This window comes from Geodermatophilus marinus (genome assembly GCF_003428645.1).
Classification (GTDB): domain Bacteria; phylum Actinomycetota; class Actinomycetes; order Mycobacteriales; family Geodermatophilaceae; genus Geodermatophilus.
In genome coordinates, this window is sequence record NZ_QVQH01000007.1 from 27,954 (window position 1) to 51,073 (window position 23,120).

General features: G+C 75.7%; 22 protein-coding genes. 14 read left to right on the forward strand and 8 right to left on the reverse strand.

Annotated features, from left to right (window positions below):
* Window positions 1-228 precede the first annotated feature (228 nt).
* From icmF to D0Z06_RS09830, 4 genes are all read left to right on the forward strand, one after another.
* Window positions 229-3,462, forward strand: a complete 3,234-nt coding sequence (icmF, locus tag D0Z06_RS09815; RefSeq protein ID WP_117377197.1) for a fused isobutyryl-CoA mutase/GTPase IcmF — start codon at window positions 229-231, stop codon at window positions 3,460-3,462.
* 103 nt (window positions 3,463-3,565) lie between these two features.
* A complete protein-coding gene (locus D0Z06_RS09820; protein WP_117377198.1) occupies window positions 3,566-4,327 on the forward strand; it encodes a helical backbone metal receptor in 762 nt (253 codons plus the stop codon).
* Between the two features lie 128 nt (window positions 4,328-4,455).
* Window positions 4,456-5,595 carry a globin domain-containing protein gene (locus D0Z06_RS09825; RefSeq protein WP_117377371.1) on the forward strand — a complete coding sequence of 380 codons (1,140 nt, stop codon included), beginning with the start codon at window positions 4,456-4,458 and terminating at the stop codon, window positions 5,593-5,595.
* A complete protein-coding gene (locus D0Z06_RS09830; protein WP_117377199.1) occupies window positions 5,592-6,290 on the forward strand; it encodes a DivIVA domain-containing protein in 699 nt (232 codons plus the stop codon). The genes D0Z06_RS09825 and D0Z06_RS09830 overlap by 4 nt, the downstream gene beginning before the upstream one ends.
* A gap of 38 nt (window positions 6,291-6,328) precedes the next feature.
* Here the strand turns inward: D0Z06_RS09830 and D0Z06_RS09835 are convergent, their stop codons facing one another.
* The 4 genes from D0Z06_RS09835 to D0Z06_RS09850 form a co-directional block, all read right to left on the reverse strand.
* The gene (locus D0Z06_RS09835) at window positions 6,329-6,913 is read right to left on the reverse strand and encodes a hypothetical protein (protein WP_117377200.1); all 585 of its coding nucleotides are present in this window, start codon (window positions 6,911-6,913) and stop codon (window positions 6,329-6,331) included.
* A gap of 86 nt (window positions 6,914-6,999) precedes the next feature.
* On the reverse strand, window positions 7,000-7,338 hold the full coding sequence (locus D0Z06_RS09840) for a hypothetical protein (RefSeq protein ID WP_117377201.1): 339 nt from the start codon (window positions 7,336-7,338) through the stop codon (window positions 7,000-7,002).
* Window positions 7,339-7,472: 134 nt separating this feature from the next.
* Window positions 7,473-9,032, reverse strand: a complete 1,560-nt coding sequence (locus D0Z06_RS09845; RefSeq protein WP_117377202.1) for an acyl-CoA synthetase — start codon at window positions 9,030-9,032, stop codon at window positions 7,473-7,475.
* Window positions 9,033-9,041: 9 nt separating this feature from the next.
* Window positions 9,042-9,503: a MaoC family dehydratase gene (locus D0Z06_RS09850; protein WP_117377203.1), complete on the reverse strand. Its 462-nt coding sequence runs from the start codon at window positions 9,501-9,503 to the stop codon at window positions 9,042-9,044.
* A 133-nt stretch (window positions 9,504-9,636) separates the two neighbouring features.
* Between D0Z06_RS09850 and D0Z06_RS09860 the strand changes: the two genes are divergently transcribed.
* From D0Z06_RS09860 to D0Z06_RS09870, 3 genes are read left to right on the forward strand one after another with little or no spacing between them, the layout of a single operon-like run.
* Window positions 9,637-10,788 carry a CaiB/BaiF CoA transferase family protein gene (locus D0Z06_RS09860; protein ID WP_117377204.1) on the forward strand — a complete coding sequence of 384 codons (1,152 nt, stop codon included), beginning with the start codon at window positions 9,637-9,639 and terminating at the stop codon, window positions 10,786-10,788.
* 29 nt (window positions 10,789-10,817) lie between these two features.
* Entirely contained in the window at window positions 10,818-11,582 is a 765-nt protein-coding gene (locus tag D0Z06_RS09865) for a crotonase/enoyl-CoA hydratase family protein (protein WP_117377205.1), read from the forward strand.
* A 25-nt stretch (window positions 11,583-11,607) separates the two neighbouring features.
* On the forward strand, window positions 11,608-12,894 hold the full coding sequence (locus tag D0Z06_RS09870) for an MFS transporter (protein ID WP_117377206.1): 1,287 nt from the start codon (window positions 11,608-11,610) through the stop codon (window positions 12,892-12,894).
* Between the two features lies 1 nt (window position 12,895).
* On the opposite strand, the gene D0Z06_RS09875 is transcribed toward D0Z06_RS09870, so the two are convergent.
* On the reverse strand, window positions 12,896-13,288 hold the full coding sequence (locus D0Z06_RS09875) for an ester cyclase (RefSeq protein ID WP_158579928.1): 393 nt from the start codon (window positions 13,286-13,288) through the stop codon (window positions 12,896-12,898).
* A 107-nt stretch (window positions 13,289-13,395) separates the two neighbouring features.
* Here D0Z06_RS09875 and D0Z06_RS09880 point away from each other — a divergent pair, with 107 nt between their 5' ends.
* Window positions 13,396-14,544, forward strand: coding sequence for a thiolase family protein (locus D0Z06_RS09880; protein ID WP_117377208.1), 1,149 nt, complete (start codon window positions 13,396-13,398; stop codon window positions 14,542-14,544).
* Window positions 14,545-14,560: 16 nt separating this feature from the next.
* Window positions 14,561-15,691 carry a DUF2332 family protein gene (locus D0Z06_RS09885; RefSeq protein ID WP_117377209.1) on the forward strand — a complete coding sequence of 377 codons (1,131 nt, stop codon included), beginning with the start codon at window positions 14,561-14,563 and terminating at the stop codon, window positions 15,689-15,691.
* On the opposite strand, the gene D0Z06_RS09890 is transcribed toward D0Z06_RS09885, so the two are convergent.
* Entirely contained in the window at window positions 15,688-16,512 is an 825-nt protein-coding gene (locus D0Z06_RS09890; protein ID WP_117377210.1) for an IclR family transcriptional regulator domain-containing protein, read from the reverse strand. The genes D0Z06_RS09885 and D0Z06_RS09890 overlap by 4 nt on opposite strands.
* Before the next feature lie 135 nt (window positions 16,513-16,647).
* Window positions 16,648-18,141 carry an amidohydrolase family protein gene (locus D0Z06_RS09895; RefSeq protein ID WP_117377211.1) on the reverse strand — a complete coding sequence of 498 codons (1,494 nt, stop codon included), beginning with the start codon at window positions 18,139-18,141 and terminating at the stop codon, window positions 16,648-16,650.
* 222 nt (window positions 18,142-18,363) lie between these two features.
* Here D0Z06_RS09895 and D0Z06_RS09900 point away from each other — a divergent pair, with 222 nt between their 5' ends.
* The 5 genes from D0Z06_RS09900 to D0Z06_RS09920 are packed head-to-tail and all read left to right on the forward strand — an operon-like array spanning window position 18,364 to window position 22,591.
* Entirely contained in the window at window positions 18,364-19,545 is a 1,182-nt protein-coding gene (locus tag D0Z06_RS09900) for a CaiB/BaiF CoA transferase family protein (RefSeq protein WP_117377212.1), read from the forward strand.
* The gene (locus D0Z06_RS09905; protein ID WP_117377213.1) at window positions 19,542-20,375 is read left to right on the forward strand and encodes a citryl-CoA lyase; all 834 of its coding nucleotides are present in this window, start codon (window positions 19,542-19,544) and stop codon (window positions 20,373-20,375) included. The genes D0Z06_RS09900 and D0Z06_RS09905 overlap by 4 nt, the downstream gene beginning before the upstream one ends.
* A complete protein-coding gene (locus D0Z06_RS09910; protein ID WP_117377214.1) occupies window positions 20,368-21,261 on the forward strand; it encodes a DODA-type extradiol aromatic ring-opening family dioxygenase in 894 nt (297 codons plus the stop codon). The genes D0Z06_RS09905 and D0Z06_RS09910 overlap by 8 nt, the downstream gene beginning before the upstream one ends.
* Window positions 21,258-21,617, forward strand: coding sequence for a hypothetical protein (locus D0Z06_RS09915; protein WP_117377215.1), 360 nt, complete (start codon window positions 21,258-21,260; stop codon window positions 21,615-21,617). Before D0Z06_RS09910 ends, D0Z06_RS09915 begins: the two co-directional genes overlap by 4 nt.
* A 2-nt stretch (window positions 21,618-21,619) precedes the next feature.
* The gene (locus D0Z06_RS09920; RefSeq protein ID WP_117377216.1) at window positions 21,620-22,591 is read left to right on the forward strand and encodes a quinone oxidoreductase family protein; all 972 of its coding nucleotides are present in this window, start codon (window positions 21,620-21,622) and stop codon (window positions 22,589-22,591) included.
* Here D0Z06_RS09920 and D0Z06_RS09925 read toward each other — a convergent pair.
* A complete protein-coding gene (locus tag D0Z06_RS09925) occupies window positions 22,581-22,919 on the reverse strand; it encodes an STAS domain-containing protein (RefSeq protein WP_158579929.1) in 339 nt (112 codons plus the stop codon). The two genes, D0Z06_RS09920 and D0Z06_RS09925, sit on opposite strands and share 11 nt — an antisense overlap.
* Window positions 22,920-23,120 lie beyond the last annotated feature (201 nt).

Genomic DNA, 23,120 nt, shown 5'->3' on the forward strand with positions numbered 1-23,120 from the left:
GCCGGGGACGGCTCGCGGCCGGGGGCGCTCGCGGCCGGGGGCGCTCGCGGCCGGTCCGCTGCGTTCCGCGCGGCTTCCTACGGCTCTGAGTGCCGGTGCACTCAGAGACGTAGGAAGCCGGAAGGGTGTTCCAGGCGCGGCGTGGACGGGGCGGACGCGCCCTGGGATAGTAGGACGTCCGAACAGTTCGGCCCGACGGCGCCGCGGCGTCCGACCCCGAGGAGCGGCATGCCCGCCGACCTGCACGTCCCCGTCCACCCCGTCCGGTTCGTCACCGCGGCCAGCCTGTTCGACGGGCACGACGCGGCCATCAACGTGATGCGGCGGCTGCTGCAGAGCCAGGGTGCGGAGGTGGTGCACCTCGGGCACGACCGCAGCGTGGACACCGTCGTCCGCGCCGCGCTGGAGGAGGACGTGCAGGGGGTGGCCATCTCCTCCTACCAGGGCGGCCACGTCGAGTACTTCAGCTACCTGGTCGAGCGGCTGGCGCAGGCCGGCGCCGGCCACGTCAAGGTCTTCGGGGGCGGCGGCGGGGTGATCGTGCCCGAGGAGATCGCGCTGCTGCGCGAGCGCGGCGTGCGCATCTTCAGCCCCGAGGACGGCCAGCGGCTCGGCCTGCCCGGGATGATCAACGAGCTGATCCGGGAGTGCGACGTCGACCTGGCCGCGCAGGGTCCGGACGTCGACGCCCTGCGCACCGGCGACCCGGCGGCGCTGGCCCGCACGATCTCGGTGCTGGAGACCGGCCGCGACGAGGAGCTCGCCGCCCGGGTGCGCGAGGCCGCCGCCGGCCGGACCGTGCCGGTGCTGGGCATCACCGGCACCGGCGGGTCGGGCAAGTCCTCGCTCACCGACGAGCTGCTGCGCCGGCTGCGGACCGACCAGGAGGACAAGCTGCGGGTCGCCGTCCTGGCGATCGACCCGACCCGCCGCCGCGGCGGGGGCGCGCTGCTCGGCGACCGGATCCGGATGAACGCGCTGGAGACCGGCGAGGGGTCGCACACCTTCTTCCGGTCGATGGCCACCCGCTCGGCCGGCGCGGAGACGCCTGCGCACCTCGAGGACGTCCTCGCCGCGGTGAAGGCCGCCGGCTTCGACCTCGTCATCGTGGAGACGCCGGGCATCGGGCAGGGCGACGCCGGCATCGTGCCGTTCTCCGACGTGTCGCTGTACGTGATGACGCCGGAGTTCGGTGCCGCCTCGCAGCTGGAGAAGATCGACATGCTCGACTTCGCCGACGCGGTCGCGGTCAACAAGTTCGAGCGGCGCGGTGCCGAGGACGCCCGCCGGGACGTCGCCCGGCAGATGGTGCGCAACCGCGAGGCGTTCGGGCAGCCCTGGGAGGAGATGCCGGTCTTCGGCACCAGCGCCGCCCGGTTCAACGACGACGGGGTCACCGCGCTCTACCACCACCTGCTCGGGCTGCTCACCGAGCAGGGGCTGCCAGCCGGCACCGGCGTCCTGCCGCGGGTCGACACCCGCACCTCCACCGGGCTGGCCAGCGTGGTGCCCTCGCAGCGCTCCCGGTACCTGGCCGAGATCTCCGAGGCGGTGCGCGCCTACCACGCCGAGACCGAGGCGCAGGCGGCCGTCGTCCGCCGGCGCCAGCACCTGCGCACCGCCGCCGAGGTGCTCGAGGGGGAGCCGTCCGAGGCCGCCGCCGCGGCGGCGGAGGCCGCCGACGCCGAGCTGTCACCGGGAGTCCGCGCGCTGCTGGAGGAGTGGCCGGCCCGCGTCCAGGACTACTCCGGCGACGAGCACGTCTACACCGTGCGCGGGCGGGAGATCCACGTCCCGCTGACCCGGGAGACGCTGTCGGGCACCAAGGTGCGCCGGGTGGCGCTGCCGCGCACGAGGGATGAGGCGGAGCTGCTGGGCTTCCTGCGGCGGGAGAACCTGCCCGGCGCCTTCCCGTTCACCGCCGGGGTCTTCCCGTTCAAGCGCTCCGGCGAGGCCCCGGCCCGGATGTTCGCCGGCGAGGGCGACGCGTTCCGCACCAACCGCCGGTTCAAGCTCCTCTCCGCCGGCAACGAGGCCACCCGGCTGTCGACGGCGTTCGACTCGGTCACCCTCTACGGGCGCGACCCCGACCCGCGCCCGGACGTCTACGGCAAGGTCGGCACGTCGGGGGTCTCGATCGCCACGCTCGACGACATGGAGGTCCTCTACTCCGGTTTCGACCTGTGCAGCCCGACCACGTCGGTGTCGATGACCATCAACGGCCCGGCGCCGGCGATCCTGGCGATGTTCCTCAACACCGCGATCGACCAGCAGCTCGACCGGTTCCGGGAGGACGAGGGCCGGGAGCCCGACGCCGCCGAGGCCGAGGAGATCCGCGCCCGGGTGCTGACGACCGTCCGGGGCACGGTGCAGGCCGACATCCTCAAGGAGGACCAGGGCCAGAACACCTGCATCTTCTCCACCGAGTTCGCGCTGCGCTGCATGGCCGACATCCAGGAGTGGTTCATCGAGCACGGCGTCCGGAACTTCTACTCGGTGTCGATCTCCGGCTACCACATCGCCGAGGCCGGGGCGAACCCGATCAGCCAGCTGGCGTTCACGCTGGCCAACGGCTTCACCTACGTGGAGTCCTACCTGGCCCGCGGCATGGACATCGACGACTTCGCGCCGAACCTGTCGTTCTTCTTCTCCAACGGCATGGACGCCGAGTACTCGGTGATCGGCCGGGTGGCCCGCCGCATCTGGGCCGTCGCCATGCGCGAGAAGTACGGCGCCAACGCCCGCTCGCAGCAGCTGAAGTACCACGTGCAGACCTCGGGCCGCTCCCTGCACGCCCAGGAGATGGACTTCAACGACATCCGCACCACGCTGCAGGCGCTGTGCGCCATCTACGACAACGCCAACAGCCTGCACACCAACGCCTACGACGAGGCGGTGACCACCCCCTCGACGCACTCGGTGCGCCGGGCGCTGGCCATCCAGATGATCATCGACAAGGAGTGGGGGCTGGCCGGCAACGAGAACCCGCTGCAGGGCTCGTTCGTCGTCGACGAGCTCACCGACCTGGTCGAGGAGGCGGTGCTGGCCGAGTTCGACCGCATCGCCGAGCGCGGCGGCGTGCTGGGCGCCATGGAGACCGGCTACCAGCGCGGCAAGATCCAGGACGAGTCGATGCTCTACGAGCACCGCAAGCACGACGGCAGCCTGCCGATCGTCGGCGTGAACACCTTCCTCGACCCGCACGCCGGCGAGGAGGCCCCGAAGACGCTCGAGCTCGCCCGCGCCACCGAGGCGGAGAAGCAGTCGCAGCTGCAGCGGCTGGCCGACTTCCACGCCCGGCACGCCGACGAGGCGCCCGCGGCGCTGGCCCGCCTCCAGCAGGTCGCCATGGACGGCGGCAACGTCTTCGCCGCCCTGATGGACGCCGTCCGGGCCTGCTCGCTGGGGCAGATCTCCGACGCCTTCTTCGAGGTGGGCGGCCAGTACCGCCGCAACGTGTGAGGACCCCCGTGCCCCCCGAGAAGGACCCCCTCCTCCCCACGCCTCGCACGCTCGGCGCGGGCCCCGGGAGGGGGCCGCAGCGGCACGCGAGGGGCTGGCCCGGGTGCTGACCGACGACCTCGGGACGGCGGTGGACCTGCCGCGGCCGCCGCGGCGGGTCGTGTCGCTGGTGCCCTCGCTGACCGAGGCCCTCGCGGAGACGGTCCCGGACCGGCTGGTGGGTGCCACCGACTGGTGCACCCACCCGGCCGGCCTCGACGTGCCGCGGGTGCGGGGCACCAAGAACCCCGACCGGGCGGCGATCGAGGCGCTGGCCCCCGACCTGGTGGTCGCCAACCGGGAGGAGAACCGGCGCCTCGACGTCGACCGGTTGCGGGCGGCCGGGGTCCCGGTGTGGGTGACCGTCATCGAGTCGGTGGCCGAGGCCCTGGCCTCGCTGCGCCGGCTGTTCGGGGAAGTCCTCGACGTCGGTGAGCCGGGCTGGTTGACCGCCGCCGCGGCCTCGTGGGCGGCCCCCGTGCCGGGCCCGCCGCTGCGGGTCGCCGTCCCGGTCTGGCGGGACCCCTGGATGGTGGTCGGCCCGCGCACCTTCACCGGTGACGTGCTGGCGCGGCTCGGCTTGGTCAACGCCTTCGACGCCGGGGAGGACCGCTACCCGAAGGTCTCGGTCGAGGAGGTCGCGGTGGCCGGCCCGGACGTCGTCGTCCTCCCCGACGAGCCCTACCTGTTCACCGCGGACGACGGCCCGGAGGCGTTCCCCGGCACCCGCTGCGCGCTGGTCCCCGGCCGCGACCTGACCTGGTACGGGCCCTCGCTGGCCGGCGCCCGGGACCGCCTGCTCCGCGCCGTTCGCACGGCCGGGTGATCCGGGGCGGAGGGGCTCAGGATCGCGGGCCGGCCGACCGATCGATACGGTCGGGTCGAGTCGGAACCGGCTCCGGCGTCGAGCACGGGGCCGACGCGCGTCGAGCGGCACGGGGGACGGAGGTGCTGATGGACATCCCCGCCATGCGGGCCAGCTTCGCCAAGGCGGCAGCCGCCGGGGACGAGGCGCCGCTGTTCTTCTACTCCCACCTCTTCCTCAGCCACCCGGAGACCCGGCAGCTCTTCCCCGTGTCCATGGCGCACCAGCGGGACCGGTTGTTCCAGGCCCTAAGCGACGTCGCGGCCTACGTCGACGACCTCGACCGGCTCGTGCCGATCCTCCAGGCCCTCGGGCGGGACCACCGCAAGTTCGGCACCGTCGCCGGCCACTACCCGGCGGTGGGGGCCAGCCTGATCGCCACGCTGCGGCACTTCGACGACCGGTGGGACGCCGCGCTCGAGCAGAGCTGGACGGAGGCCTACGGGCTGGTCGCCCAGGTGATGATCGAGGCGGCCGAGGCGGCGTCGGGCCAGCCGCCGTGGTGGGACGCCGAGGTGGTCGCGCACGAGCGTCGCGGCGTCGACACCGCGGTGCTGTGGCTGCACCCGAAACCGGAGTTCCCCTATGCGGCGGGGCAGTCGGTGTCGCTGGAGACCGACGTCCGGCCCAAGCTGTGGCGGTACTACTCGCCGGCCAACGCGCCGCGCCCCGACGGGCTCGTCGAGCTCCACGTCCGTGCCTACGACGGCGGCCCGGTCGGCGCCGCCCTGGTCCGCCGGATCGGTGCGGGGGACGTCGTGCGCCTGGGCCCCCCGGTCGGTCACCTCGCCTTCGACGCGGACTCCGACCGCGACCTCCTCCTGGTCGCCGGCGGGACGGGCCTGGCCCCGCTCAAGGCACTGGTCGACCACGTCGCCCGCGCCGGTCCGCCACGGCGGGTCGACCTCTTCGTCGGCTCCCGCACCGAGGAGCGGATCTACGACCGGGCCGCCCTCGAGCGGCTGGCGGCCGAGCACGGCTGGCTGACCGTGACGTTCGCGGTCTCCGGGGACGAGCTCTCGCCGCTCGAGCAGGGCGACGTGGGCGAGGTCGTCGCGCGGCACGGGCCGTGGAACAGCCGGGACGTCTACGTGGCCGGGCCGGCCCCCATGGTGGAGGACACCACGAAGCGGCTGCTCGCCGACGGTGTCCGGCCCGACCGCATCCGCAGCGAGGTGTTCGCGCCCAGCCGGCTGGGACCCAGCCTGGACGGAGAGGTGACCGGATGAGCATCCACCCGCCCCAGGGGGAAGACCGGCGGCTGAGCCCCGGCGAGATCCGCAGCGTGCAGTTCGCGCGCGCCGCGATGCTGCGACCGGGGTACGTCGAGGCCGACGTCGACCGCTTCCTCGACCGGGTGGCCGAGGAGATGGCCCGGCTGCACGCCGACAAGGCCGAGCTGCGCGACCGGGTCCGCGCGCTGCAGGAGCAGGTGGCCGGGACGGTCGCGCCGGAGGCCCCGAGCGACCAGGCCGTGCGCATCCTGGCCACCGCGCAGCAGACCGCCGACAGCTACGTCGCCGAGGCCGAGGACTTCAGCCGGCAGATCACCGCCGACGCCCGCGCCCAGTACGAGGAGCAGGTCCGGCGGGCCAAGGAGAACGCCGGCGCCATCATCGAGGCGGCCCAGGAGGCCGCGGCCCGGATGACCGCCGGTGAGCGACCGCCGGATGCCGGCAGCCCGCAGCGCTCGACGCAGGAGCTCGAGGAGCAGGTGGCCTACCTGAAGGCCTTCGGGCAGGCCTGCCGCACCCAGCTGCGCGCCTACCTCGAGGCGCTGCTGGCCGACGTCGAGGCCGAGTGGGGCCGCGCCGACCCCGGAGCGCTGCCCCGGCCACCCGTCCCCCCGGTGCAGCGCGGCGGCCGGGCCCCCGCGGCGCCGAACGTGGCCCAGGACGCGGCTGCGGGCGGCGACCCGGCGTAGCCGGTCCCGGCCGGGACGTCACCACCTGGTGGACCCGGTCATCCAGCGGCCGGCCGCGCCCGGCACGGCCCCGCGCCGCGGGCACTCGGACCCGCCGGCCCGGCGTCGTGGCGACAGCCGAAGGCGGCCGTCGGCCACCGGTGGCGGGCCAGGTGCAGGGCCCCGGCCGCCAGGACCGGGTTCCCCAGCGTGTAGGGGCCCAGCGGCGTGGTACCGAGGGCGAAGGCCGCCACGGCCAGGAGGCCGAGCCGGGCGGCCGGGTCGCGTCCCAGGACGGCGGCGGCCACCACCGTCTCGCCCGCGGTCATGGCCACGCCGAACGCCCGCGGGGCGGGGCCGGTCAAGGCCAGCCCGGCGCGCCGGTACCAGCCCCAGGGGGCGCGCCGGGCGAGCGCCGGGTACTGCTCGGGGGCGGTCACGGTGGTGACCCCGTTCCAGACCAGGCCCGTGAGGGCGAAGAAGACGCCGAGGGCCCGCCGCCCGGCCGCCGGCCGCCGGTAGGCCAGTCCGGTGAGGAGGGAGTAGACGGCGACCGCGACGAGCACCTGGCGGACGTCGTCGGCCGTCGTCGGTGCGGCCCCGGCCGGCCGGGCGCGGGTGCGGGGGTCCGCCGTCCTGGTCACGGGGTCCGCCGCCGACGCGTCATGCTCCGAGGGTCCGGGACGCCGCCCGGTCCCCGTCAGGGTCCGACGGCCCGCGCGACCGGTGATCAGCGGCCCGGGCCGGCGGCACGCATCCTGGCCTGCGCCCACAGAACCAGGCAGCGCAGGGCCGCGTAGCCCTCTGGGGACGCGAACCCCTGCTCCAGCCTCGCCGCGGCGATCAGCGCGTGGGCGTCGACGGAGCCGTACGTGTGGAAGCGGTCGAGCACCCGGCCCGAGGTCGCCGCGTTGCGGAAGAGGCAGGCAATCCCCAGCGCCACCCCGTCCGACACGGTGAGGTCGACCGGTGGGTGCTCGAAGGCCGACCGCCGGTCGAGGACGCGGGCCACCTCGCGGAACACCTGCCCCTCGCCCGCCGCCCTGGTCGTCCTGGCGGTGATGATCACGTGCTGTCCTCGGCCGGGTCGTTCCACCCCGACGTGGTCGGCCACCCGGGCGAGGTCCTGGAGCCCTGCCGCCGGGCGGCTGACCTGATCGGGTCAGGCGCAGCGTCGTGCTCAGGGCGCCCCCGGGCCCGCCGTCAGGGCCGTCGGCCCGCGTCCTCCGTCGCCGCGTACCGCCGGCGGAGCAGGTGCTTCTGCAGCTTGCCCGTGGGGGTGCGGGGCAGCTCGTCGACGAACTCGACCCGGCTCGGGCACTTGAAGTGCGACAGCCGCTGCCGGGTGTAGGAGACCAGCTCGTCGGCCAGCCCGGCGGTGCCGGTGCCCGGGGCCGGCTGCACCAGCGCGAGCACCGACTCGCCCATCTCCTCGTCCGGCACCCCGATCACCGCGACGTCGTGCACGGCGGGGTGCAGGGCCAGCACGTCCTCGGCCTCCCGCGGGTACACGTTCACCCCACCCGAGATGATCATGTTGGACTGCCGGTCGGTGAGGTACAGCCAGCGGTCCTCGTCGAGGTAGCCCATGTCGCCGACGGTGGACCAGGTCGGGTGGTCGAGGTGCTGGGCCTGCGCGGTCCGCTCGGGGTCGCCGAGGTAGGCGAAGGGCATGGCCTCGCGCTCGAAGTAGATGACGCCAACCTCGCCGGGCGGCAGCTCCCGGCCGTCGTCGCCGACGACGTGCACGGTGCCGAGGAAGCCGTCCCGGCCCACGGTGCCCGGGTGCGCCAGCCACTCCGCGCTGCCCACCATCGTGACCCCGGCGCTCTCGGTGGAGGCGTAGTACTCCTCGAGCACCGGCCCCCACCAGTCGATCATCGCCCGCTTGACGTCGGGCGGGCACGGCGCGGCCGCGTGGACGGCGACCCGCAGGCTGGACACGTCGTGGCGGCCCCGCACCTCCGGCGGCAGCTTGAGCATCCGGACGAACATCGTCGGGACGAACTGCCCGTGGGTGACGCCGTACCGCTCGATCGCGGCCAGCGCGGCCTCGGCGTCGAAGGCCTCCATCATCACGACGCTGCCGCCGGTCGCCTGCACCGCGCCGATGAACCGCAGCGGCGCCGCGTGGTAGGCCGGGGCCGGGGAGAGGTAGACGGTGTCCTCCCCGAAGCCGTAGCGGGTGCCGAACACCGCAGCGATGCTGTCGCCGGGCTCGGTGACCTGCCGGTCGGGCAGCGGCGGCCGGATGCCCTTGGGCCGGCCGGTCGTGCCGGAGCTGTAGAGCAGGTCGGCGCCGCGTGGCTGGTCGGCCGGCGGGACGGGGTCGCCGGCGGCCAGCGCGTCGGCGTACCCGGTGAAGCCCTCGACCGGCCCGCCGACGGAGAGCGCGGCCTCGAGAGCCGGGACGGCGGCCCGCAGGTGCCGCGCCAGCGGGGCCAGCGTCGCGGCGGCCACCAGCACCCGGGCGCCGCTGTCGGCGACGACGTAGGTGGCCTCGGCCGGGGCGAGGTGCCAGTTCACCGCCGTGACGTAGAGCCCGGCGCGCTGGCAGGCCCAGTAGACCTCCGAGACCTCCAGCCGGTTGTCGGTGAGCAGCGCCACGACGTCGCCGGGCCGCAGGCCCTGCGCCCGCAGCCACGAGGCCAGCCGGGTCGACCGCTCCTCCAGCTCGGCGTAGGTGAGCGTGGCGCCGGAGCCGGCCATCACCAGGGCCGGCCGGTCGGGGGCGGTGCGCGCGAACGCGCCGGGCCAGGGCATCGCTCCTCCTCAGCCGGTCGGGCGGGTGCGGACGAGGTTCATCGCCACCATCGACAGGACGACGTCCCCCGCGCCGTTGGCCAGCTCCACGCGGGTGCGCAGCAGGCCGCGGTCGGGCTTGCTGCGGGAGAGCCGGGCCTCCTCGACCGTCGTCCGCAGGGTGAGCTCGTCACCCGGCCGCACCGGCGCGCGCCAGCGCAGCTCGTCGACGCCCGGCGAGCCGAGGCTGGAGACGGGGGAGAGGTACTCGTCGGCGAACAGCCGCATCATCAGCGCGCAGGTGTGCCAGCCGCTGGCGATCAGCCCGCCGAACGGCCCGGCGGCCGCGGCCTCCGGGTCGACGTGGAAGGGCTGCGGGTCGAACCGGCGGCCGAAGTCCACGACGTCGTCGGCCCCGACCCGCAGCGGGCCGTGCTCGGTCGTCGTCCCCGGCGCGTAGTCCTCGAACCACCGTTCCCCGGCCGCTGTCACCGCTCGCTCCCGCGGGACGCTCCGCTCCTCGCTCGTCCCTCGCTGCGGTGCTCGCGCCCCTGTCCGCTCACCGACCCGAACGTAGGGGGCGGGCGGGCGGTGCGCCAGGTCACCCGTTGCTAGGTTGGCGGCCGTGCAGCCGCCCTCCGGCCCGCTCGCGGGCACCCGCGTCGTCGAGCTCGCCGGCATCGGCCCCGCGCCCTACGCCTGCATGCTGCTGGCCGAGCTGGGCGCCGACGTGGTCCGCGTCGACCGCCCCGGCGGCGGCACGCAGTTCGTGCACCCGGCCAAGGAGGCGCTGCACCGCAGCCGCCCCTCCGTGGCGGTCGACCTGAAGACGCCGGCCGGCCGGGACGTCGTCCTGCGCCTGGTCGAGGCCGCCGACGTGCTGGTCGAGGGGCTGCGGCCGGGCGTCACCGAGCGGCTGGGCCTCGGGCCCGACGCCTGCGCCGAGCGCAACCCGCGGCTGGTCTACGCCCGCATGACCGGGTGGGGCCAGGACGGGCCGCTGGCCGACCGGGCCGGGCACGACATCAACTACCTGGGGCTGACCGGCGCGCTGCACGCCATCGGCCCGGCCGAGAAGCCGGTGGCGCCGCTCAACATCGGCGCCGACTTCGGCGGGGGCTCGATGTTCCTGCTGGTCGGCGTGCTCGCCGCCCTGCTGGAGCGGGCGACCAGCGGGCGCGGCCAGGTGGTCGACGCGGCGATGGTGGACGGCGCGAGCTCCCTGGTGACCATGGTGCACGGCATGCTCGCCGCCGGCCTCTGGCAGGACCGCCGCGCGGCCAACCTGCTCGACGGCGGCGCCCCCTTCTACGACACCTACCCGTGCGCCGACGGCCGGCACGTCGCCGTCGGCGCGCTGGAGCCGCAGTTCCACGCCACGCTGCTCGCCGGGCTCGACCTCGACCCGCACGAGCACGGCGCGCAGATGGACCTCGCCCGCTGGCCGCAGCAGCGGGCCCGGATCGGCGCGGTGTTCGCCACGCGCAGCCGCGACGAGTGGGCCGCGCACTTCGCCGGCACCGACGCCTGCGTGACCCCGGTGCTGTCGCTGACCGAGGCGCCCGCCCACCCGCACCTGGCCGCCCGCGGCACCTTCGTCGACCGGGGCGGGCACCCGGAGCCGGCGCCGGCCCCGCGGTTCTCGCGCACGCCGGCGGCGGTGCGGGGCGAGCCGCGGGCGGCGGGCCAGGACACCCGGGCGGCGCTCGCGGCCTGGGGCCTCGGGGCCGGCGAGATCGACGACCTGCTGGCCGCCGGCGCGGTCACCCAGGCCTGACACGGACGACGGACGCGGGAGGAGACCCGGTGGCGGACGAGGTGCGCGTCGAACGGCGCGACGGCGTCATGGTGATCACGATCAACCGTCCGGAGGCGCGCAACGCCCTGGACCGCGCGGTGGCCGAGGGCGTCGCGGCGGCCGTCGACGAGCTCGACGCCTCGGACGAGCTGCGGGTCGGCGTCCTCACCGGCGCCGGGGGCACGTTCTCCTCGGGCATGGACCTCAAGGCCTTCCTGCGCGGCGAGACCCCGGCGATCGAGGGCCGGGGGCTGTGCGGCATCACCCAGGCCCCGCCGCGCAAGCCGCTGATCGCGGCGGTGGAGGGCTGGGCGCTGGCCGGCGGCTTCGAGCTGGTGCTCGCCTGCGACCTGGTCGTCGCCGCCGGGACGGCGCGCTTCGGGGTGCCGGAGGTCAAGCGCTCGCTGGTCGCCGCCGGCGGGGCGGCGCTGGCGCTGCCGTCCCGGGTGCCCACCAACCTGGCGCTGGAGCTGCTGCTCACCGGCGACCCCGTGGACGCCCACCGGGCGGCGGCGATGGGGCTGGTCAACCGGGTCACCGCCGAGGGCGGGGCGCTGGAGGGGGCGCGGGAGCTGGCCGCCACCATCGCCGCCAACGGGCCGCTGGCGGTGGCGGCCACCAAGGCCGTGGCCCGCGGCGCCCGCGACTGGCCGGCCGAGGAGCGGTGGGCCCGGCAGGGCGAGCTGGTCGGCCCGGTGTTCGCCAGCGAGGACGCCCGCGAGGGCGCCACCGCGTTCGCCGAGAAGCGCGCCCCGGTCTGGCGGGGGCGCTGACCCCTCCCGCGGGCCGGGGGCCGGCGTGAGCGCGGAGACCGCTCCGGGCACCGGGACGGCGGGGCCCGGGAACCCGCCGCCGCTCGGCGCGCTCGGCCTGCTGCGCACCCCCGGCTACCTGGTGCTCTACCTCAACGCCGCCGCGATCTTCCTCGGCGTCATGGGGCAGGCCATCGCCCGCTCGTGGCTGGCCTACCGGCTCACCGGGTCCAACGCGGCGCTCGGCGGCGTGCTGCTCTCCTTCGGGGTGGCGCTGCTCATCGCCACCCCCTGGGGCGGGGTCGCCGCCGACCGGTTGCCCAAGCGGCTGGTGCTGCAGCTGTCGGTGCTCGTGCTCGCCGGCTCCAGCGCCTGGATCGGCGTCGCGGTGCTGCTCGACGTCGTCCAGTACTGGATGCTGCTGGTCGCCGGGGTCCTGCAGGCGATCGGGTTCGCGCTGTTCAACCCGGCGCGCATGGCCTTCCTCGGCGAGCTGGTGCCCCGCGGGTCGGTGCCCCAGGCGGTCTCGCTGCTGCTGGTCAACACCGAGGCCAGCCGGGTGGTGGGGCCCGCGCTGGCCGGCGTGGTCATCGGCGCGGCCGCCTGGGGTACGGCGGCGGTGTTCCTCGCCAGCGCCGGCCTGGCCGCCGTCGGCCTGCTGCTCACCGGGGCGCTGCCCCCCGGCCGGCGGCGCGGGGAGCCCTCGAACCGCTCGCCGCTGGGTGAGCTGGTCGACGGGGTCCGCTACGTGCGGCGGCACCCGACGCTGGGCGCGCTGGTGCTGTGCGGCATCGGCGTCACGATGCTGGGGATGCCCTACCTGGCGTTCATGCCGACCATCGCCGCCGACCTGTTCGGCCTCGGCTCGGCCGGCTACGGCGTGCTGTCGGCGACCTCGGCGGTCGGCGGCGTCGCCGCCGGCCTGGTGCTGGGCCGGCGGTCGTCCCGGTCGCACGAGACGCGGCTGCTCGTGGGCTCCGGCGCGGTCTTCGGCCTGGCGCTCGTCGCGCTGGCGTTCGTGCCCTCGGCCGCGCTCGCGGTCGTCGCCCTGCTGCTCGTCGGCGCCGGGATGCTGGCCTTCCAGACCACCAACCAGTCGCAGCTGCTGGCGCTGTCGGACCTGGAGTACCAGGGCCGCGTGCAGGGGCTGGTGATGCTCAGCTTCGGCGCCTTCGGCATCGCGGCCCTGCCGCTGGGGCTGCTCGCCGACGCCGCGGGGCTGCGCTGGACCCTGCTGGGCATGGGCGCCGGCGTCGTCCTCGTCGTGCTGCTGTTCGCCGTCCGCAGCCGCCGCCGGGTCGCCGACGCGCAGCGGCTGCGCGACCTCGGGTAGGTCAGCGCGGCCGCCAGTCCACGCCCGGCAGCGTCGCGCTCCAGGACTCGGCGATCCGGCCGTCGGCCACCCGGTGCACCACCAGCCAGGTGACGACGGAGGTCTCGCCGGTGTCGAGGTTGACACCGGTCGTGGTGGCGCGGGTCCACACCCGGTCGCCGGCGGCCACCTGGTCGTCCACGGTGGTCGCCGCGTCGTGCAGCAGCTGCCAGGAGTCGCTGACCTCCCGGCGGAACTGGGCGCGGGACAGCGCCCGGGTGCCGGCCGAGGAGTGCCGCACGTAGGGCTCGGCGATCAGCTCGTCGATCACCCCGAGGTCCCGGCGGTTCCACAGCCCGTCCCAGTAGCGGCGCACGAGCGCTGCGGCGTCCTGCTGTGCTCCCGGCTGCCCCACGGAGCGCGATCCTAGGCGGAGGGGTGAGTGCGCACCCGGCCACCGGCGTGCGAATGTGGTCGGGACGACACCAGCGGCGGTGCCGCCGAGGACCGGGAGGACGGGACATGCAGGACGCAGTGATCGTGGAGGCTGTGCGCACGCCGGTCGGCAAGCGCAACGGCGGGCTCTCGGGGGTGCACCCGGCCGACCTGTCCGCGCACGTGCTCAGCGCCCTCGTCGAGCGGACCGGGGTCGACCCGGCGGTGGTCGAGGACGTCGTGTGGGGCTGCGTGTCCCAGGTCGGCGAGCAGACCTTCGACATCGGCCGGACGGCGGCGCTGGCGGCCGGCTGGCCCGAGACGGTCACCGGCGTCACGGTCGACCGGCAGTGCGGCTCCTCGCAGCAGGCGGTGCACTTCGCCGCCGCGGGCCTGGTCTCCGGCCAGTACGACGTGGTCGTCGCCGGGGGCGTGGAGTCGATGTCCCGGGTGCCGATGGGCTCGTCCTCCGCCGGCGCCGACCCGTTCGGCACCCGCTTCTCCGCCCGCTACGGCGGCGTGCGGCCGAACCAGGGCGTCGGTGCGGAGATGATCGCCGAGCGCTGGGGACTCTCCCGCCGGCAGTGCGACGAGTACTCGGTCGCCTCCCACGAGAAGGCCGCCGCCGCGCGGGCCGAGGGCCGCTTCGAGGGCCAGATCGCCCCGGTCACCACGCCGGACGGGACGGTGGTCAGCGCCGACGAGGGCATCCGCGAGGGGACCACCACGGAGGTGCTGGCCGGGCTGAAGACGGTGTTCAAGCCCGAGGGCGGGGTCATCACCGCCGGCAACTCCTCGCAGATCTCCGACGGCGCGGCCGCGCTGCTCATGACGACCAGCGACAAGGCCCGCGAGCTGGGCCTGACGCCGATCGCCCGGGTGCACACCGCGGTGCTGGCCGGCGCCGACCCGGTGATCATGCTGACCGCGCCGATCCCGGCCACGCAGAAGGCGCTGGCGAAGTCCGGGCTGTCGGTCGACCAGATCGGCGCCTTCGAGGTCAACGAGGCCTTCGCCCCGGTGCCGCTGGCCTGGCTGGCCGACATCGGCGCCGACGCCAAGGCGCTCAACCCGAACGGCGGGGCGATCGCGCTGGGCCACCCGCTCGGCGGCTCGGGCGCCCGGATCATGACCACGCTGGTGCACCACATGCGCGACAACGGCATCCGGTACGGCCTGCAGACGATGTGCGAGGGCGGCGGCCAGGCCAACGCCACCGTCCTCGAGCTGCTCTGACCGGGCGGGAAGCGGAGTGCCCCGTGCGAGGTCCCCTCGCACGGGGCACTCCGCCGCCCGGGGGCGCACGCTCGCCGGGGTCTACCGGCGCTTCGGCGGGTCCGGCGTCGCCGGGACCTCGCCGCTGGAGGGGCGCGTCGCCCTCGCGCTGAGCGGGTCGGAGGAGGCGCTGCACGCCCTGGAGGCGGTGCCGGCGCGCCGGCGGGACCCCGCGGTGGTCCTCGCCGCGCTGCACGACCTCGCCCTCGCCGGGCGCGCCCCCGCGCTCGCGGCGGCCTACGCGGCCGGGGACGGCGACGCCGCCGCCCGCGCGGCGGTCGACGTGCTGGTGACCACCACCGACGCGGTCGTCGCCACCGCCACGCGCCGGCGCCCGCGGACGCGGGAGACCGACCGCTGCGCCGTGCTGTACCCCGTCGTCGCCGAGGCGGCCCGCCGGGTCGGTGCGGACGCGGTCGGGCTGGTGGCCGTGGGCGCCTCGGCCGGGCTCGACGCCCACGTCGACCGCCTCGGCATCACCTACGGCGGCACCCCGGGCGGCGGCGGGCGGCTGCTGGGCGACCCGTCGTCGCCGGTGCAGCTGTCGTGCTCGGTCGTCGGGGACCGGCCCGTCCCGGCGCGCGCCGTCCCCGAGGTCGTCGCCCGGGTCGGCGTCGACCCCGACCCGGTGGACCCGACCGACCCGGAGGACGCGCGGTGGCTGCGCGCCTGCCTGCCGCCGGACCGGCCGGAGCAGGCCGCGGCGCTCGCGGCGGGCAGTGCGCTGGTGGCCGCCGAGCCGCCGGTGCTGCTGCGGGGAGACGCCGTCGACCTGCTGCCCGAGGCCGTGGCCCGGGTGTCCGAGGGTGCCCTGCCCGTCGTCACCACGGCGTGGGCGCTGTCGCGGCTGGCGCCCGAGCGCCGCCTGCGCTTCCTGCACCGCCTCGGCGACGCGGCGGCCGGCCGGGCGGTGGCCTGGGTGTCCGCGGAGGGGGTGGGCGTCGCACCGGCCGTCCCGACCCTCGGCGACCGCCGCGCCTCCGGCCACAGCACGGTGGGCCTGGCGGTGGCCGACCGGTCGACGCTGCACGCCGAGGCCGTCGGCCGCTGCTGGTCGCGGGGCCGCCTCCTGGCGTGGCTGGCGGACCCCGGGGCGCCGGGGCGCTAGGCGCTCGCGGTGCCGCTCGGCCGGCCGGTCTCCACGTGCGGCCGGGACTGCCACAGCGCCCACTCCGCGCTGATCTCCCCGGCGGCCCGCAGCAGCCGCGGCAGGTGCTCGGCCAGCAGCCGCTCGGTCGAGGTCTCCGCGGCGTGCACCGTCACGTTCACCGCCGCCCGCACCGCGCCGCTGCCGTCCCGGACCGGGACGGCGACCGACCGCACCCCCGGCGCCAGCTCCTCGTCGGCCAGGGCCCAGCCGCGCGCCCGGACGGCGGTCAGCTCCTCGGCCAGCTGCGCGGGGGTGCGCCCGATGTACGGGGGCAGCCCCGACCGGCTCGGCTGGGCCAGGGTCGCCTCCAGCTCCCCGGGCGGCAGCGCGGCCAGCAGCACCTTCCCCTGCGAGGTCTGCGCGGCGGGGAAGCGCGTGCCGATCTCCACCCGCAGCGCGATCAGCTTCGGCACCGACACGCGGGCGACGTAGACGATGTCCGACCCGTCGAGCTGGGCCATGGACGACGACTCGCCGGTCCGGGCGACCAGGTCCTCCAGGTGCGGCCGGGCGATGTCCCACAGCCCCAGCGCGCCGACGTAGGCCATCCCCAGCGACAGCACCCGCGGGGTCAGCGCGAACGTGCCGCCGGAGGAGCGCACGAAGCCGAGCTCCGCCAGCGTCAGCAGCAGCCGACGGGCGGTCGGCCGGGCCAGGCCCGCCTTCGTCGCCACCTCCGTCAGGCTCATCCGCGGGTGCCCGGCGTCGAAGCAGGCCAGCACGTCCAGCCCGCGCGCCAGCGCCTCCACGAAGTCCGGCCCGTTCCCGCGCCCCGCCATCTCCTCGCTCCTCCCCGCCGGCCCCCGCCGCCGCGCCGTCCCCGACCCGCGACCGGCCGCCCCGGGTGGGGGGGACCGCCCCCGGAGGCCGGGACGCCGCACCGGGGGCGGCAGGTACGGCGCCCCGGGTCCTCGTCAGCGGCCGAGCACGCGGTCCTCGCCGCCGGCCCGCTTCGACTCGTCCACGAAGTCGGTGTACTGGTACGGGTTGTCGAGGATCGCGGCCTCGGCCTCGGGCATGTCGGGGAACATCCCGGCCTCCCAGACCTCCTCGCCGCACTCGGCGCGCAGGTACCCGATGGTGTCCTCGATCTCCCGGCGCGAGGCGGCGAGGTCGACGCCGACCAGCCGGTGGTCGTGCTTCACCACGCGGCCGTCCACGACGACGGTGTGCACGTCGGCGCGCTGCGCCTGGAACGCGACGTGCCCCAGCGGGTTGAGCAGCGGGAAGGACACGGGGGAGTGGTCGTTCTTGACCAGGACGACGTCGGCCTTCTTGCCGGCCTCCAGGCTGCCGAGGTCGGCGTCCCGGCCGATGGTGTGCGCGCCGCCCCGGGTGCACCACTCGACGACCTGCTTGGCCCGCAGCCGCAGGTGCGTGATCGTCTCGCCCTCGAGGTGTGCCGTGAGGTGCTCGGCCATGCGGTCGGCGTTCAGCGTGGCCCGCATCGCGGAGAACATGTCGCCGTTCCACCACACGCTGGTGTCCATCGACAGCGACACCGGGATGCCGTACTGCAGCACCTGCTCGGTGGGGGCGTGGCCCTGCCCGGCGCTGCACTCCGACTCGGTCGAGATGGAGATCGACCCGCCGGTGGCCGCGATGCGCTGGTAGCTGTCCCGGGTGAGGGTGGCGGCGTGCACGTAGGTCGTCTCCGGGGTCATGAAGCCGCCGTCGTACATCTGCTGGATGCCGGTGTCGCTGGTCGCGCCCCACACCCCGGCGTGCGTCGTGACCGGCAGGCCGAGCTCCCGGGCCACCTCGAACGCCGCCCGCTCCGGGAACGCCGGGTCGCCGGTGACGTCGAAGGCGATCTGCACGCCCATCATGTCGTCGCGCTCGTCGCGCAGCCGCTCGAGGAAGGAGCGGACGGCCGGGTCGGCGGTCCACTCCCACGGGCCGGCCTGGATGTTGCCGTAGGCCAGGACGAACCGGCCCGGCACCGAGCGCAGCGCCTCCAGTGCGGCCTCGGCGTGGTCGACGCTCTGCAGGTTGTGCGACCAGTCGACGGTGGTGGTGACGCCGGCGTCGAGCGACTCGAGCGCGGCCAGCCGGTTGCCCGCCGCGATGTCCTGCGGGCGGAACTTCCTCCCGTGCTCGAGGTAGTACCAGACGAAGTACTGGGTGAGCGTCCAGTCGGCCCCGTAGCCGCGCATCGCCGTCTGCCACATGTGCCGGTGCGTGTCGATCATGCCCGGCATCACGATGCCGCCGGAGGCGTCGATCTCCCGGGTCCCCTCGGGGACCTCCAGCCGCGGGCCGACGGCGGCGATCCGGTCGCCCACCACGAGCACGTCCGCGTCGGTGAGCACGGTGCAGGCGTCGTCCATGGTCAGGACCGTGCCGCCGCGGAAGACCAGCGGCCGGCCGGCCTCCGGAGCGGGGGTGGGGCTCGCGGGCTGGCTCATGCGTCTCCTCCTGTGCCTCGTCGTCCCGTCGCCGGACTGCTGTCCGCACAGCGGGCACACGGGTGTGCGTTCGCACGATGCTGTGGCGTGGCCCACGTGTCAAGGCCAGGAGCGCCGACGTCGGCCGGGTTGACAGCCGGGGGTGCACGCCACTGGAATGGCGAACGGACGAACGTCCGTCTGGTGGCGGGCGGCCGAGGAGCGAGGAGTGGGCGCGCACCGATGACCGCAGCACGCGAACCCGGGGACGACGGGCCGCGCGGCCCGCTCGCCGGCCTCCTCGTGGCCGACTTCTCGCGGATCCTGGCCGGGCCGTACAGCACGATGCTCCTGGCCGACCTCGGCGCGGAGGTGGTGAAGGTGGAGGGCCCGCGGGGCGACGACACCCGCACCTGGGCGCCGCCGGTCCGCGACGGCGTGTCCACCTACTACCTCGGCGTGAACCGCAACAAGCGCTCGGTGGCCCTGGACCTCACCGCCCCCGACGACGCCGCCGCCGCGCAGGAGCTGGCCCGCCGCGCCGACGTCCTGGTCGAGAACTTCAAGCCGGGCGGCCTGGCCCGCTTCGGCCTGGACTACGACTCCGTCGCCGCGGCCAACCCCGGCATCGTCTACGCCTCCATCAGCGGCTTCGGCAGCGCACCGGAGGGCGCCTCGCTGCCCGGCTACGACCTCATCGTCCAGGCGATCTCCGGGCTGATGAGCCTCACCGGCGACCCGGGCGGGGACCCGTACCGCGCCGGGGTGGCGGTGTTCGACGTGATGGCCGGGCTGCACGCCACCATCGGGGTCCTGTCGGCGCTGCACGCCCGGCGGGAGACCGGCCGCGGCCAGCACGTGGAGGTCAACCTGCTCTCCTCGGCGCTGTCCGGCCTGGTCAACCAGACCAGCGCGTTCGTCGCCGGGGGGGTGGTGCCGTTCCGGATGGGCAACAGCCACCCGAGCCTGTTCCCCTACGAGCCGCTGCCGTGCGCCGACGGCGAGCTGATCATCACGGCCGGCAACGACGGGCAGTTCCGCAAGCTGTGCGACGTCCTCGGCGTCCCCGAGCTCGTCGACGACCCGCGCTTCCTGCACAACGAGGACCGCACCGCCAACCGGGAGGAGCTGCGGCCGCTGCTGGTCGAGCGGCTGCGCACCCGCGGCAAGCAGGAGTGGTTCCGCGACATCATCGGCGCCGACGTGCCGTGCGGGCCGATCAACACCGTCGACCAGGGGGTGGCCTTCGCCGAGGAGGTCGGGCTGGCTCCGGTGGTGAGCGCGGGGGAGGGGGACGCCGCGGTGCCGTCGATCCGCAACCCGATCCGGTTCTCCGAGAGCGCGGCGAGCTACCGGCTGCCGCCGCCGGCCCTCGACGAGCACGGCGCGGAGATCCGCCGTTGGCTGGCTAAGGAGCAGCCGTGAGCGAGCGCCCCGTCTACCCGACCGCGCTGGGCGCCTCGAGCCGGGAGTCGATCACCCTGCTCGGGCACGACCTGGCCCGCGACGTCATGGGCACCGTCGGCTTCGGGGAGCTGGCGTTCTGGCTGGCCGCGCAGCGGCGGCCCACCCGGGGGGAGACCCGGGTCTTCGAGGCGGTGCTCGCCGCCCTGGCCGACCACGGGTTCACGCCCACGGCGATCGTCACCCGCCTCACCTGGCTCTCGGCGCCGGACTCGGTGCAGGGCGCGCTGGCCGCCGGCCTGCTCGGCGGGGGCTCCCGCTTCCTGGGGGTCACCGAGGACTGCGGCCGGTTCCTGCACGGCGTCCTGACGTCGGTCGAGGGCGGCCTGCCCGGCGACGACGCCGGCTGGGACGCCCTCGCGCTGGAGACGGTCACCGCGCAGCGCGCGGCCGGGCGGTTCGTGCCGGGCCTGGGTCACCACGTGCACAAGGACGGCGACCCGCGCACCCCGCGGCTGCTGGAGATCGCCGCCGAGGAGGGGCTGACCGGGCCGCACCTGGCGCTGTTCACCGCGATCGGCCGGGTGCACCCGCAGGTGCTGGGCCGGACGCTGCCGCTCAACGGCGCCGGCGTCTGCGGCGCCGCCCTCGCGGACCTCGGACTGCCGCTGGAGCTGCTGCGGGGCTTCGCGCTGCTGGCCCGCACCGCGGGCCTGATCGGCCAGCTGGCCGAGGAGATCCGCAGCCCGGTCGCCAACGACGTCTTCCTCTCCGTGGACCTCAACAACCGGTCGGTCGCCCCCGATCCGTACACCCCTGACATCGACGCCAACGGAGGTCGGCATGGCTGAGGTCGCCGCGGTCATCGCGTCCACCCACCACCCCTTCTACCACCGGGCCAGCACGTCGACCGGGGCCGACCGCCCGCCGTTCGCCGACGAGTGGGTGGCCAAGATCGAGCGGTTCCGGGAGACGCTCACCCGCGCCGAGCCCGACGTGCTGGTCATGGTCGGCAGCGACCACTTCCACCAGCTGTGGCTGGACAACATGCCGCAGTTCCTCGTCGGCAAGGCGCCGTTCTTCGACGCCAACTGGTACAACGAGGAGCGCGAGTTCGGCCTGCCGCGGATGCGGCTGCGGGGCCAGGAGGAGCTCGCCGCGCACATCCTGCGCGACGGCCTGGACCGCGACTTCGACCTGGCGTTCAGCAACGAGCTGCGGATCGACCACAGCATCACCTGCCCGATCATCACGCTGCGGCCGCAGGCCGACCTGCCGATCGTGCCGGTCTACACGAACATCTTCGCCCCGCCGCTGCCGCAGCCGAGGCGGTTCGTGCAGCTGGGCCGGGCGCTGCGCGAGATGGTCGAGTCCTGGGAGAGCGACCAGCGGGTGGCGATCATCGGCACCGGGCACCTGTCGCTGGAGCTCGGCGGGCCCCGCCAGTTCGGCGAGCACGGCCCCGACCCCGAGTTCGACCGCAAGGCCGTCGAGTGGATCGCCTCCGGCGACATCGAGGGCTGCCTGGCCGAGGTGAGCCTGGAGTCCCTGCACGCCCCGGGCAACGCCACCCACGGTTTCATGGACTTCATGCTGATGATGGGTGTGGCCGGCGACGGGCGGAAGGCCGACCACGTCGACACCCTCGACCTCTTCCACACCATGGAGGCCTACTTCACCTGGTACCCGGACGGGGTGCCGGCCGGCCCCGGCGACACGGCGGAGGCGACGCGATGAGCAGGTACCTGCTGGACAAGTTCCTGTTCACCGTCGACCGCGACCCCGCCCTCGTCGAGCGCTACCGCGAGGACCCCGCCGGCACGGTCGAGTGGTGGGAGGCCGAGATGGCCAACACGATCCTCAACTGCACCGCCGACGAGCGGTCGACCTGGTTGGAGTTCACCGAGGACGAGCGGCGCGCACTGCGCGAGCACGACCACGTGACGCTGTTCCGGATGGGCGCCCACCCGTTCCTCACGCTCACCCTGTTCATCGCGATGTTCGAGCGCGACCACGGGCCGCTGGAGTACCAGAAGGCCTACGGCAGGGCGATGGAGCACATCACGCTGCCCTACCCCGACATCGCGACCTGACCGTGCGCGCCGCCGTCCTCACCACGCCGGGGCAGCCGCCGGCCCACACCGACCACCCGGACCCGTCGGCCGGGGAGGGGCGCACCCTGGTCCGCGTCACCGCCGCGCCCGTGGTGCCGCTGGACCTGCTCTGCGCCTCCGGGACCTCCTACTTCGGCCGCCCGGCCACGCCCTACGTCCCCGGCGTCCAGGGCGTCGGGGTGGTCGAGGAGTCGGCGCGGGTCGCCCCCGGCACGCGCGTCTGGTTCGCCACCTCGGCGGGGATGGCGCCCGGCGACGGCAGCCTCGCCGAGCTCTGCGCCGTGCCGGACGCCGACGTGGTGCCGGTGGCCGCCGCCGTCGACGACGCGCCGCTGGCGGCCCTGGGACTGTCCGCCGTCGCGGCCTGGATGGCACTGAGCCGGCGCGGGCGGCTGCGCCGGGGCGAGACGGTCCTGGTGCTCGGCGCCGGCGGTGCCGTCGGCCAGGCCGGCGTCGCCGCCGCGCGGGAGCTGGGGGCCGGCCGGGTGGTGGCCGCCTGCCGCCCCGGCCGGGGCGAGGACCGGGCCCGCGCGGCGGGTGCGGACGCCGTCGTCCCGCTCACCGGGGACGCCGACGACCTGGCCGCCCGCCTCGCGGAGGCGGCCGGCGGCCGGTTCGACGTGGTGCTGGACCCGGTGTTCGGCGTCCCCGCGACCGCGGCGGGCCGCGTGCTCGCCGAGGGCGGCCGGCTGGTCAACCTGGGCGGCGCGGCGGGGGACTCGGCGGAGTTCTCCTCCGCCGTGCTGCGCGGCCGCTCGGCCGACGTGCTCGGGTACACGAACAACGCGCTGACCCCGCCGGAGAGGGCCGACGCCCTGACCGCGGTGGCCGAGGTGGCCGCCGCCGGGCGGATGGCGGTCGCGCACGAGGTGCGGCCGCTGGCCGAGGTCGCCGCCGCCTGGGACGAGCAGGCCGCGGGCCGGACGAGCGCCCGGCTGGTCCTCAGCCCCTGACCGACCCGGGCCCCCGGGGGGCGGGGAGGGCCGCGGGGCGCCGCTCGGCGAGCACGTCGCCCAGCCCCGCGAGCGCGACGACCTCGGCGAGGACGGGGCACGCGCCCGTCACGCGCAGCCGCCGACCCGATCCGCGGGCGCGGGCGGCGCCCTGCGCCAGCGCCCGCAGGCCCGTGGTGTCGCAGAACGAGAGGTGCGAGGCGTCGACGGTCCACACCGGGTGGTCGGTGAGCCCCAGGGCGACCAGCGCGTCCAGCAGGTGGTGCGCGGTGGAGCGGTCGAGCTCCCCGCGGACCTGGACGCGGCCGCCGCGCAGGTCGACCGACACGGTCAGCGGGCGTGGGAGCGTGCGCGGCGGTGGGCCGGACGATCGCATGGTGGGTACCCCCGTGGGCGGCCCGCACCCAGAGCCCCGGCGCGGCGCACGCATCCGTGCACGTCGGGCCGGGAGCTCGACCCGCGCCGACGGTAGCAGCGCGGGGACCGGCACGGCCAGTGCTCGCGGGCAGGCGGGGCCGTGGTCCCCGGC

Bases quoted from the DNA above. Each gene is read 5' to 3' on its own strand.
- icmF (WP_117377197.1), top strand. From the start codon at position 229: ATGCCCGCCGACCTGCACGTCCCCGTCCACCCCGTCCGGTTCGTCACC.
- D0Z06_RS09825 (WP_117377371.1), top strand. From the start codon at position 4,456: ATGGACATCCCCGCCATGCGGGCCAGCTTCGCCAAGGCGGCAGCCGCC.
- D0Z06_RS09830 (WP_117377199.1), top strand. From the start codon at position 5,592: ATGAGCATCCACCCGCCCCAGGGGGAAGACCGGCGGCTGAGCCCCGGC.
- D0Z06_RS09845 (WP_117377202.1), bottom strand. From the start codon at position 9,032: ATGCCCTGGCCCGGCGCGTTCGCGCGCACCGCCCCCGACCGGCCGGCC.
- D0Z06_RS09880 (WP_117377208.1), top strand. From the start codon at position 13,396: ATGCAGGACGCAGTGATCGTGGAGGCTGTGCGCACGCCGGTCGGCAAG.
- D0Z06_RS09890 (WP_117377210.1), bottom strand. From the start codon at position 16,512: ATGGCGGGGCGCGGGAACGGGCCGGACTTCGTGGAGGCGCTGGCGCGC.
- D0Z06_RS09895 (WP_117377211.1), bottom strand. From the start codon at position 18,141: ATGAGCCAGCCCGCGAGCCCCACCCCCGCTCCGGAGGCCGGCCGGCCG.
- D0Z06_RS09900 (WP_117377212.1), top strand. From the start codon at position 18,364: ATGACCGCAGCACGCGAACCCGGGGACGACGGGCCGCGCGGCCCGCTC.
- D0Z06_RS09910 (WP_117377214.1), top strand. From the start codon at position 20,368: ATGGCTGAGGTCGCCGCGGTCATCGCGTCCACCCACCACCCCTTCTAC.
- D0Z06_RS09915 (WP_117377215.1), top strand. From the start codon at position 21,258: ATGAGCAGGTACCTGCTGGACAAGTTCCTGTTCACCGTCGACCGCGAC.